This is a genomic window from Serpentinimonas sp. SSL01 (assembly GCF_056323735.1).
Genome location: NZ_CM150487.1, coordinates 1,891,675 through 1,901,108, shown reverse-complemented (window position 1 = coordinate 1,901,108; position 9,434 = coordinate 1,891,675). Strand labels below are relative to the sequence as shown.

Sequence of the window (9,434 nt, the reverse complement as noted above, 5' to 3'; positions counted from 1 at the left end):
GGTGCTTTCAAGCTCAGGTGGGTTGCACCGCCACCCGCTCCACCACCTCGGTCAGCGCCGCCACCAGCGCCGCGCACTGCTCGGGCGTGCCCACGGTGATGCGCAAAAAGGCGTCGATGCGCGGCGCGGCAAAGTGGCGCACCAGCACCGCGCGCTGGCGCAGTGCGGCGGCCAAATCGGCGCCGCGGTGCGCTGGGTGGCGCGCAAACACAAAATTGGCCGCCGACGGCAGCACCTCAAAGCCCAGCGCCTCGAGCTGATCATTCAGCCAGGCGCGGGTGTCGATCACGCGCTGGCAGTTGGCTCCAAAGTGGGCCTCGTCGGCCACCGATGCCAGCGCGCCGGCCAGCGCCAGCCGCCCCAGCGGGTAGGAGTTGAAGCTGTTTTTCACCCGCTCCAGCGCCTCGATCAGCGGCGCTTGGCCCAGCGCGTAGCCCACGCGCAGGCCGGCCAAGGCGCGGCTCTTGGAGAAGGTCTGCACCACCAGCAGGTTCGGGTATTTGGGCACCAGCTCGGCGGCGCTCTGGCCGCCGAAGTCGATGTAGGCTTCGTCCACCAGCACCACCGCGTCCGGGTTGCCGGCCACGATGCGCTCCACCCCATCGAGCGCCAGCAGCCGGCCCGTGGGGGCGTTGGGGTTGGCAAAGATGATGGCGCCGGCGCGCTCACCGCCAGGGTGCGGCAGGTAGTCGTCGGGGGCTAGGCTGAAGTCGGGGCGCAGCGCGATGGTGCACGCGCTCAGGCCATAGAGGCGGCAATAGACCGGGTAAAAGCTGTAGCTGATGTCGGGCAGCCACAGCGGCCGCTCGTGCTTGAGCAGCGCCATGAAGGCGTGCGCCAGCACCTCGTCCGAGCCGTTGCCCACAAACACCTGCTCGGGCAGCAGGCCGTGGCGCTGCGCCAGCGCGGCCTTGAGCGCGGCGGCGTTGGGGTCGGGGTACAGGCGCAGGCCCTCGTCGGCGGCGGCGCGCATGGCCGCCAGCGCCAGCGGCGAAGGCCCGTAGGGGTGTTCGTTGGTGTTGAGCTTGACCAGATTGGCGATCTGGGGCTGTTCGCCCGGCACGTAGGGGGTCAGGCCGTGCACCACGGCGCTCCAGTAGCGGCTCATCGGGGGGGTGGGGCAGAGGTGTAGTGGGGCTGGAATGGTATCATGGCAGTCGGGATTTCCCCCTTTGCTCCCGTTTTACCACCGCCGTGCAACCCTCCGAAACCAGCAGCCCCATGCGGCAAGCCGACGTCACCCGCCAGACCCTCGAGACGCAGATCCGCGTCGCCCTCAACCTCGACGGCAGCGGCGTGGCCAGCTTGCGCAGCGGCATCGGCTTTCTGGACCACATGCTCGAGCAGATCGCGCGCCACGGCCTGATCGACCTGACCGTGGAGTGCGAAGGCGATTTGCACATCGACGGCCACCACACCGTCGAAGACATCGGCATCACCATCGGCCAGGCGCTGGCGCGCGCCGTGGGCGACAAGCGCGGCATCCGCCGCTACGGCCACGCCTACGTGCCGCTGGACGAAGCCTTGAGCCGCGTGGTGGTCGATTTTTCGGGCCGCCCGGGCCTGCACATGGACGTGCGCTTCACCGCCTCGCGCTTGGGCGAGCTCGACACCCAGCTGGTGTACGAATTTTTTCAGGGGCTGGTGAACCACGCCGGCATCACGCTGCACATCGACAACCTCAAAGGCGTGAACGCGCACCACCAGTGCGAGACCATTTTCAAGGCCTTTGCCCGCGCCCTGCGCGCCGCGCTCGAGCCCGACCCGCGCGCGCCGGCCGCCATGCCCTCGACCAAAGGCTGCCTATGAGCCCGGCCGCCGCCGTTGCGCTGGCGCCGTCTGTGGGCCAGCCGCACAAACACCCAAGCAATCCCCAGCCATGAAGCCGCAAACCGTGGCCGTGGTCGATTACGGCATGGGCAATCTGCGCTCGGTGGCGCAAGCGCTGCGCGCCGCGGCGCGCACGCTCGAGGCGCCGTTCGAGGTCGTGGTCACCGGCAGCGCGCAGGTGCTGCGCGAGGCCGACCGCGTGGTGCTGCCCGGCCAAGGGGCCATGCCCGACTGCATGGCCGAGCTCGAGCGCAGCGGCTTGCTGCCGGCACTGCAGCACGCCGCCGCGCACAAACCGCTGTTTGGCGTCTGCGTGGGGATGCAAATGCTGCTCGATCACTCCGAAGAGGGCGACACCCCCTGCCTGGGCCTGATCCCTGGCCAGGTGCGCCGCTTCAGGCTGGATGGCCAGAAGCACCCCGACGGCAGCCGCATCAAGGTGCCGCAGATGGGCTGGAACCAGGTCTGGCAAGGCCCCGTGGGCGCAGCCCAGCCGCATCCCCACCCGCTGTGGCACGGCATCCCCGACGGCAGCCACTACTACTTCGTGCACAGCTTCTACGCCCAGCCCGCCGACCCGGCGCACGGCGTGGGCCGCACCGACTACGGCGGCCCCTTCGTCAGCGCCTTGGCGCGCGACAACCTCTTTGGCACCCAGTTCCACCCCGAAAAGAGCGCCGACCAAGGGCTGGCCCTGTACCGCAACTTTTTGCGCTGGGTGCCCTGAACGCGCCGCGCTGCCCCCAATTTCAAGACCAGCCCAGCAAGCGCCAGCCACCAGCCGCCCGCCCGCATCAAGCCCTCATCTTCTACTCAAACCCCTCAGCCACCAGCCCCCCGCCATGTTGCTCATCCCCGCCATCGACCTCAAAGACGGACAATGCGTGCGCCTCAAACAAGGCGACATGGAGCAGTCCACCGTGTTTGGTGACGACCCCGCCGCCATGGCGCGCCACTGGGTGGGCTTGGGCGCGCGCCGGGTGCACTTGGTGGACCTCAACGGCGCCTTTGCCGGCAAGCCCAAAAACGAAGCCGCCATCCGCAGCATCTTGGCCGAGCTCGGCGACGAAGTCGATGTGCAGCTGGGCGGCGGCATCCGCGATCTCGACACCATCGAGCGCTACCTCGACGCCGGGCTGCGCTACGTCATCATCGGCACCGCAGCGGTCAAAAATCCCGGCTTTTTGCACGACGCCTGCAGCGCCTTTGGCGGCCACATCATCGTCGGGCTCGACGCGCGCGACGGCAAAGTGGCCACCGACGGCTGGAGCAAACTCACCGGGCACGACGTCGTCGATCTGGGCAAAAAATTCCAAGACTACGGCGTCGAATCCATCATCTACACCGACATCGGGCGCGACGGCATGCTCAGCGGCATCAACATCGAAGCCACCGTGCGCCTGGCGCAAGCGCTCACCATTCCCGTGATCGCCTCGGGCGGCTTGGCGGGCCTAGACGACATCGAGCGCCTGTGCGCGGTGCAAGACGAAGGCGTGCAAGGCGTGATCTGCGGGCGCTCGATCTACAGCGGCGACCTCGACTTTGCTGCGGCGCAGCGGCTGGCCGACGCCTACCCACGCTAAAAGCGGCCCCGCCCCATGCTCGCCAAACGCATCATCCCCTGCCTCGACGTCACCGGCGGGCGCGTGGTCAAGGGCGTCAACTTCGTCGAACTGCGCGACGCCGGCGACCCGGTCCAAATCGCCGCGCGCTACAACGAGCAGGGTGCCGACGAACTCACCTTCCTCGACATCACCGCCAGCAGCGACGGCCGCGACCTGATCCTGCCGATCATCGAAGCCGTGGCGGCGCAGGTGTTCATCCCGCTCACCGTGGGCGGTGGCGTGCGCAGCGTGGCCGACGTGCGCCGCCTGCTCAACGCCGGGGCCGATAAGGTCAGCTTCAACTCGGCCGCCATCGCCGAGCCCGAGCTCATCGCCCAAGCCAGCGGCCGCTACGGCGCGCAGTGCATCGTGGTGGCCATCGACGCCAAGCGCCGCAGCGCCGCCGAACAGCAGCGCCCCGGCCCCGACGGCGCCCCCCTAGGCCCCGGCTGGGACGTGTACAGCCATGGCGGGCGGCGCAACACCGGGCTCGACGCGCTCGCTTGGGCGCAGCGCATGGCCGATCTGGGCGCAGGCGAGATTTTGCTCACCAGCATGGACCGCGACGGCACCCAAGCCGGCTTCGACCTCGAGCTCACCCGCGCCGTGAGCGCCGCCGTGCCCGTGCCCCTGATCGCATCGGGCGGCGTGGGCACGCTGCAACACCTGGCCGACGGGGTGCAACAAGGCGGCGCCGACGCCGTGCTCGCCGCCAGCATCTTCCACTACGGCCACTACACCGTGGCCCAAGCCAAACAGTTTATGGCCGCTCAGGGCATAGCGGTGCGGCTGTAACCGGGCTGGGCGCAGCGTCCTCATACACCTGCTCCAGCGTCAGCTCTAGGTCCACGCTCTGCAGCTGCACCGTTTGGCCCGGGCCACAGGGGTGCAGCACCCACAGGCCGGCTTCGTTGCGCCTGAACACATCGACGCTGGGGTGCTCGGGGTCGATCAACACATATTCGCGCAGGCTGTTTAAGCTGCGGTAAAAAGCAAACTTGAGCCCACGGTCGTAGGCAGCGGTGCTGGGCGATAGCACCTCTATCACCAGCAGCGGCTCGGCTTTGGCGTCGCTGCGCGCGGCGTCGGCACCCGAGCAGGTCACGAACACATCGGGGTACACGTAGGCGTCGGCGGCAGCGATCTGCAGCTTCATGTCCGATATGTAGGTGCGGCACGGGCTGGCGCGCAGGTGCTGCTTGAGCGCCGCAGCCACGTTCAGGCTGATGGTCACATGCGCATCGCTGGCGCCGGCCATGGCAAACACCTCGCCGCGCACGAACTCGTGCTTGAGCGGCTGCTCGCGCTCCCACAGCAGGTAGTCGGCGCCGGTGAAGGGGGTTTTTTCCAGTGCAATCATGGGTGCATTGTGCGCCAAAGCGGGGGGTTTGTGTGCCATCAAGCGTGGCCTGCACTCGATTTTTAGGTGGTTCCGGTGCCGGTGCCGGTGGCGCTGGCACTGTACCCCCAGCGCCGGGGCGCAAAGCCGCTCGGTGTGGTGAGCTCGAACATCTCGTCGTGGATGCGCGCGGTGTACAAGCCGGCGGCTTGGGCCGCTTGCTCCACTTCGGGCTGCCAATCGACACCGGCCAAAATGCCCAGGCGCGCCTTCCCGGCCAGCTCGGGCAGCAGCAGCGGCAGGGTTTCGATCTGCCCAAGTAGCTGCTCGATGGCCTCAAAGCTCACGCGGCTTTTTACTTCGACCAGCACCACGCTGTTGACGTCGCCGTTGGCCCAAGCCAGCACATCGTATTCTTGCTCGCGCCCCAAGCGGCGCACGCGGTGCCGGGGCGAGATGTTTTCCATGCCAAAGCGCTCGGTGAGCAGCCGCTCCATCGAGGGCAGCGCCATGCCTTCGGTGAAGTAGCCAAACTTGTCGCCCAAGCCGGCGATCTGCTGCCCGAGCTGATCGAGCCGGCGCCCGGTTTGCTTCATGCGCTCGTCGGTGTCTTTCATGCGCGCGTCGGTGTCTTTCATGCGCATGTCGGTTTCCCTCATGCGCATGTCGGTCTCGGCCGACTGCTGCGCCAGCGCGCGCAACATGGCGCGCAGATCGTCCCAACTGGTGTGTTCGGTTTCGGTTGACATGCGCTTGGCCTCCGCAAAAATTAACGTCTTTCACGTTAGCGCTGCGAAAGAAAATCGTGGTCTCTGATATCAAGCGTGGTCTGCCCCTGATGGCACTCGGTTAAGCCGTTGAGTTCATATACCGCGCTGCTCCCTCTATGCATGAGCAGCGCCCACATCGACACCCAGCACCTCGCCGGTGCTCCAGGTGGTGCGCAGCCGGTAGGGCTCAAGGGCGGCCACCGCCTGCAGCTTGGGGTAAAAATAGGTGCACATGGCCGCAGTGTAGGGCAATGGTTGCTCTATGGCAAGGGGCCTGATTCACCCACGAAAAATCATAAAACACCACCCGGTGTAAAGCTCGCAGTCTTCCCAAGCCACCGCCGCTGTCAGCGCCGGCAAAAAACCTGCCACTCCTGACCGTGCGCCCTACTGGGCTTCACAAATCGGGCGCACGCGGGCCAAAGTGGCATCGAGCACGGCCACGGCGGCCACCGCCCGGTTGAGCCAAGCGGCCTTGATGGCGTCGTCTTGGGGGTAATCGTGTGCCAGCTGGTTGCGGATGGCGCGCAGCTGTGCCCAATCGTGAGCGTGCTCGATCAGGCCCAGTTTTTCGAGCCGGTTCAATTTGTCGATCATGGGCCGGTCTTCGAGCGCTTCTTGCAGCACATCGAGCACCGCCGGGAGCAGGCGTGCGCCCATGGTGTCTTGCAATTTGGTGAAGCGCAGCAAAAACTGATCCCAGTCTTGCACCGCTTCGTCATCGTATAAGGCCAACTGGGCTGCGCTCACAGGCAGCAGCGGCCGCAGAGCGGTTAGGGCGTGTTCGAGGTGGTGCCGGTGGCGCTGGCACTGTTGCCAAGCATCGTTCAGGCGCAAGCGCGCAGCGTCGCTCACAGCAGTTGGCCTTGAGAGCGTGCGCGCTCAAATATTGGAGCACGGTTCGTGCGACCGGGGTAGTCGATCAGCAGGTCGATTTTTTGTTCGCCCAACTGCGCGTAGGCATCCGCCAGAAACCGGCTGTGCGCCGCCACGATCTGCGCCGGGTCGCGCAGCTCGGTTTCGAGCAGCAAGTCGATGTCGCCGCCGCGCTGGCGGTCGTCGAGGCGCGAGCCAAACAGCCGCACCTGCACGCTGGCACCAAAACAGGCGCGCGCGCTGTCCAGCAGAACCCGGCGTTGTTCAGGGCTTAGGCGCATAGGGGGGCTATCGTGGCAAGAGCAGGGCAGGGTGGGTTGTACACCCATTCTATGATTTTCGCTAGTGGAAATCGTGGGAATAGTGCTCTGAGCACGATTTTGGGCCGGGGCAATCGTGCTCTGACCACGATTTTGGCGCGGGCCACTGACGCGGGCTAGAAGAACAGCTCGGAGTGAGTCCCGCTGCGAACGAAAACCACCAAGCCATTCTTGCCCGAGTCGTCGAGCGTGTAGATCAGCAGGAAGTCGCCGCCGATGTGGCACTCACGATGGCCTGCCCAATCACCCGTGAGCGCGTGGTCGAGCCACTCGGGCGTCAGCGGTTGCGAAGCGAGCGCGGCGGCTCTTGATGATCTCGTTGGCCTCGGCGATGGCGATGCGGCTGGTGGCGTTGGGCGCCTTGAGCGCGAACGGCAGCTCCTTGTCGGCGACTACACGGGTCAGGAACACCCGGATCGCATCGGAGACGGTCAGGCCCATCGAGGCCAGCGTCTCTGCAGCCTGCGCCTTAATGTTCTCATCCACGCGAACGTGAATCATAGTGGTGGTAGCAGCCATGATGGCCTCCTATTTTGACGGTCTGAGATACATTGTATCGCAAACGGCTGGCGCAAGGCAACACAGGCCGACTTCAACACCCTATGGCGTGGAAATCGTGCTCTGAGCACGATTCCCGAGCCGCGCCCTGCGCCAGAAAACCTAGTGGTAGTCCTGTTCCAGCTGATGACGCACGGCCAGCACTTGTACGCAGGTTCGGGATTCGATTTCGTAGAGCGCCAAATAGCCCGTGGAGCCGGCCACTGGCGTGAACCGCACTTGGTAAGGCAGATGGGTCACGACTGGTGCACAAGCGCCTGGCGTCGGGCATCGATGCGGCCTTGAATCCGATCAAAAACCTCAGCGGCAGGGCGCGATTGGCCCGTGCGCTGGTACTCCTGCCAAGCCCCCTCGCCACGGGCCAGAAACTCGGCCTGTATGCGGCGGTAATTAACCGCACTGCGCACCGCTTCTTCAACGAAAGCGCTGATGGATTCGTTGCACAGAAAATCCAGAACAGAAAATCGTGGTCAGACCACGGTATTGGTACATGTTGCACGAATACCGCACGGTGTTGCTGCGCCCGCGTCTGCGCAGCGCCCACGGCCTAGGCCCCGAGCAGATCGACGACTTGCTGACCGAGATCGTTGCCAACGCCATCTGGCGCGATCCGGCTGCGTTTGCAGCCTCAGAGGCCGCGCCCGACCCCGGGGATCAGCACCTATGGGCACTGCTGGCACTCGAACCCGCAGCGCTGCGGGTCAGTGGCGACCGATTGCTGCTGCAAAAACCCAAGGCGGGCGCGGATCGGGGCCCTTCGTCTGTTGCAGCCGCGCCACACTTGAGCGAAAAACCGCTCCCAAACGCGCCGCGCGGCCCCGCTTTCTGGTGCAATAGAGCCCAGCCCCCAGTGCATCACCGGGGGTCGGCCAGGCAGCTTCGCCGCCACGGGCCCCATCCGTTTAACTTTGGAGCACTTTTCAATGAAAAAGACCCTGATTGCCTTGGCCGCTCTGGCCGCCGCCGGCGCCACCTTGGCCCAATCCAGCGTGACCGTGTACGGTCGTTTGGATTTGGGTATGTCGTCGGTTGATACCACCAGCGGTACCGCTGCAGCAACCGAAGCGTTCACCTTGGCTGGCGCTCAAGACACAACGACCGGTAGCCGCTTGGGCTTCCGCGGCACCGAAGACCTCGGTGGCGGTCTGCGCGCTGGTTTTGTGTACGAAATCGGCATTAACGCTGATCGGCAGACCGAAACGGGTGTGGACAATGCGCGTGGCAACCTTGATCTTGGCAACGCCCAAACCCGCTTGGCCAACCTGAGCCTGAGCGGCGGCTTCGGTACCGTGGTTGTCGGTACCTTCCTGAATGCCTTCGATACCGTGCGCGGCATGAGCCCAGCTCACAACTCCATTCCGGGTGGTCAGTTCACCCAGCAGCACGGTACAGCGCTGGTCCACCGTTTCGACAGCCGCACCCAAAACGCTGTTGCCTACGTGTCGCCAAATTTTAGCGGCTTCACGTTCTCCGCTGGCATGGTCAACGAAGAGTTTACTGCTCAACCCTCTGGTGCTGCAGGCGACTCAAGCCGCAAATACGATGGCTTTATTCTTGGTTTGAACTTCACGCAAGGTCCCTTGGCTGCTCAGTTTGCCTTCGGTAATCTCGATGTGGGCTACCATGCTCCGTTGGGACTCGGTAGTTCGCAGGCGGGTGCAGCTCTCAATGCTGAGGTGCAAAACTGGGCTTTGGGCGTACGCTACACTTTGCCACAAGTTGTGTTGTCGTTCGTCTATGAAGACAGTGAATTGAGCGCGCCGGGTGCAACACTGCGCGACTTCAACGCTTGGGAAATCGGTGCCCGCTTCCCGATGGGCGCGTTTGCTCCATTCGTAATCTATGGTCAAGGTGAGATCAACACTTCGGCTGCGCTTGCTAATACTGGTATTGGTTCGTTACCAGCAATTCTGCGTGCTTCTGGTGACGGCGGCAATGCCGGCTCCAACGACACCAGCGCCTGGCAGATCGGCACCACCTACAACCTGAGCGCTCGCACTTGGGTCTATGCGGCCTTCGGCGAGTTCCAACGTGACCGTGCCGACGGCACCAACAACCGCAAACAAGACGGCTACGCCATCGGCCTCGTCCACACCTTCTGATCCCGCTGGGCTGCGGCGCGCTCAGTGGCTGCGAC

General features: G+C 65.0%; 12 protein-coding genes. 5 read left to right on the top strand and 7 right to left on the bottom strand.

Features of this window, described 5'->3' with window-relative positions:
• Window positions 1-13 precede the first annotated feature (13 nt).
• Window positions 14-1,108: a histidinol-phosphate transaminase gene (gene hisC / locus ACVMK0_RS08965; RefSeq protein ID WP_045536504.1), complete on the bottom strand. Its 1,095-nt coding sequence runs from the start codon at window positions 1,106-1,108 to the stop codon at window positions 14-16.
• A 113-nt stretch (window positions 1,109-1,221) separates the two neighbouring features.
• Between hisC and hisB the strand changes: the two genes are divergently transcribed.
• The 4 genes from hisB to hisF all read left to right on the top strand — a co-directional run bounded on the left by hisB (window position 1,222) and on the right by hisF (window position 4,229).
• Entirely contained in the window at window positions 1,222-1,809 is a 588-nt protein-coding gene (hisB, locus tag ACVMK0_RS08960; protein ID WP_476464670.1) for an imidazoleglycerol-phosphate dehydratase HisB, read from the top strand.
• Between the two features lie 70 nt (window positions 1,810-1,879).
• Window positions 1,880-2,557: an imidazole glycerol phosphate synthase subunit HisH gene (gene hisH / locus ACVMK0_RS08955; RefSeq protein ID WP_476463583.1), complete on the top strand. Its 678-nt coding sequence runs from the start codon at window positions 1,880-1,882 to the stop codon at window positions 2,555-2,557.
• Between the two features lie 115 nt (window positions 2,558-2,672).
• Window positions 2,673-3,413 (top strand): 1-(5-phosphoribosyl)-5-[(5-phosphoribosylamino)methylideneamino]imidazole-4-carboxamide isomerase, encoded by a 741-nt coding sequence (gene hisA, locus ACVMK0_RS08950; protein WP_476463582.1) that lies wholly within the window; start codon window positions 2,673-2,675, stop codon window positions 3,411-3,413.
• Between the two features lie 15 nt (window positions 3,414-3,428).
• On the top strand, window positions 3,429-4,229 hold the full coding sequence (hisF, locus tag ACVMK0_RS08945; protein WP_045536498.1) for an imidazole glycerol phosphate synthase subunit HisF: 801 nt from the start codon (window positions 3,429-3,431) through the stop codon (window positions 4,227-4,229).
• Here the strand turns inward: hisF and ACVMK0_RS08940 are convergent.
• From ACVMK0_RS08940 to ACVMK0_RS08915, 6 genes are all read right to left on the bottom strand, one after another.
• Window positions 4,195-4,794, bottom strand: coding sequence for a Uma2 family endonuclease (locus ACVMK0_RS08940; RefSeq protein ID WP_476463581.1), 600 nt, complete (start codon window positions 4,792-4,794; stop codon window positions 4,195-4,197). The genes hisF and ACVMK0_RS08940 overlap by 35 nt on opposite strands.
• Window positions 4,795-4,856: 62 nt before the next feature.
• Window positions 4,857-5,522 (bottom strand): hypothetical protein, encoded by a 666-nt coding sequence (locus ACVMK0_RS08935; RefSeq protein WP_476463580.1) that lies wholly within the window; start codon window positions 5,520-5,522, stop codon window positions 4,857-4,859.
• Window positions 5,523-5,930: 408 nt separating this feature from the next.
• Complete coding sequence (locus ACVMK0_RS08930; protein WP_197539299.1) at window positions 5,931-6,398, bottom strand: TM1812 family CRISPR-associated protein; 468 nt, start codon at window positions 6,396-6,398, stop codon at window positions 5,931-5,933.
• Window positions 6,395-6,700, bottom strand: coding sequence for a hypothetical protein (locus ACVMK0_RS08925; protein ID WP_045537948.1), 306 nt, complete (start codon window positions 6,698-6,700; stop codon window positions 6,395-6,397). The genes ACVMK0_RS08930 and ACVMK0_RS08925 overlap by 4 nt, the downstream gene beginning before the upstream one ends.
• A 155-nt stretch (window positions 6,701-6,855) precedes the next feature.
• Window positions 6,856-7,020, bottom strand: a complete 165-nt coding sequence (locus ACVMK0_RS08920) for a type II toxin-antitoxin system YafQ family toxin (RefSeq protein ID WP_476464669.1) — start codon at window positions 7,018-7,020, stop codon at window positions 6,856-6,858.
• A complete protein-coding gene (locus ACVMK0_RS08915; RefSeq protein ID WP_476463579.1) occupies window positions 6,983-7,258 on the bottom strand; it encodes a type II toxin-antitoxin system RelB/DinJ family antitoxin in 276 nt (91 codons plus the stop codon). Before ACVMK0_RS08915 ends, ACVMK0_RS08920 begins: the two co-directional genes overlap by 38 nt.
• 962 nt (window positions 7,259-8,220) lie before the next feature.
• On the opposite strand from ACVMK0_RS08915, the gene ACVMK0_RS08910 reads away from it, so the two are divergent.
• Window positions 8,221-9,399 (top strand): porin, encoded by a 1,179-nt coding sequence (locus tag ACVMK0_RS08910; protein WP_476463578.1) that lies wholly within the window; start codon window positions 8,221-8,223, stop codon window positions 9,397-9,399.
• Window positions 9,400-9,434 lie beyond the last annotated feature (35 nt).

Bases quoted from the DNA above. Each gene is read 5' to 3' on its own strand.
- hisF (WP_045536498.1), top strand. From the start codon at position 3,429: ATGCTCGCCAAACGCATCATCCCCTGCCTCGACGTCACCGGCGGGCGC.
- hisH (WP_476463583.1), top strand. From the start codon at position 1,880: ATGAAGCCGCAAACCGTGGCCGTGGTCGATTACGGCATGGGCAATCTG.
- ACVMK0_RS08915 (WP_476463579.1), bottom strand. From the start codon at position 7,258: ATGGCTGCTACCACCACTATGATTCACGTTCGCGTGGATGAGAACATT.
- ACVMK0_RS08940 (WP_476463581.1), bottom strand. From the start codon at position 4,794: ATGATTGCACTGGAAAAAACCCCCTTCACCGGCGCCGACTACCTGCTG.
- hisB (WP_476464670.1), top strand. From the start codon at position 1,222: ATGCGGCAAGCCGACGTCACCCGCCAGACCCTCGAGACGCAGATCCGC.
- ACVMK0_RS08925 (WP_045537948.1), bottom strand. From the start codon at position 6,700: ATGCGCCTAAGCCCTGAACAACGCCGGGTTCTGCTGGACAGCGCGCGC.
- hisC (WP_045536504.1), bottom strand. From the start codon at position 1,108: ATGAGCCGCTACTGGAGCGCCGTGGTGCACGGCCTGACCCCCTACGTG.
- ACVMK0_RS08935 (WP_476463580.1), bottom strand. From the start codon at position 5,522: ATGTCAACCGAAACCGAACACACCAGTTGGGACGATCTGCGCGCCATG.
- hisA (WP_476463582.1), top strand. From the start codon at position 2,673: ATGTTGCTCATCCCCGCCATCGACCTCAAAGACGGACAATGCGTGCGC.
- ACVMK0_RS08910 (WP_476463578.1), top strand. From the start codon at position 8,221: ATGAAAAAGACCCTGATTGCCTTGGCCGCTCTGGCCGCCGCCGGCGCC.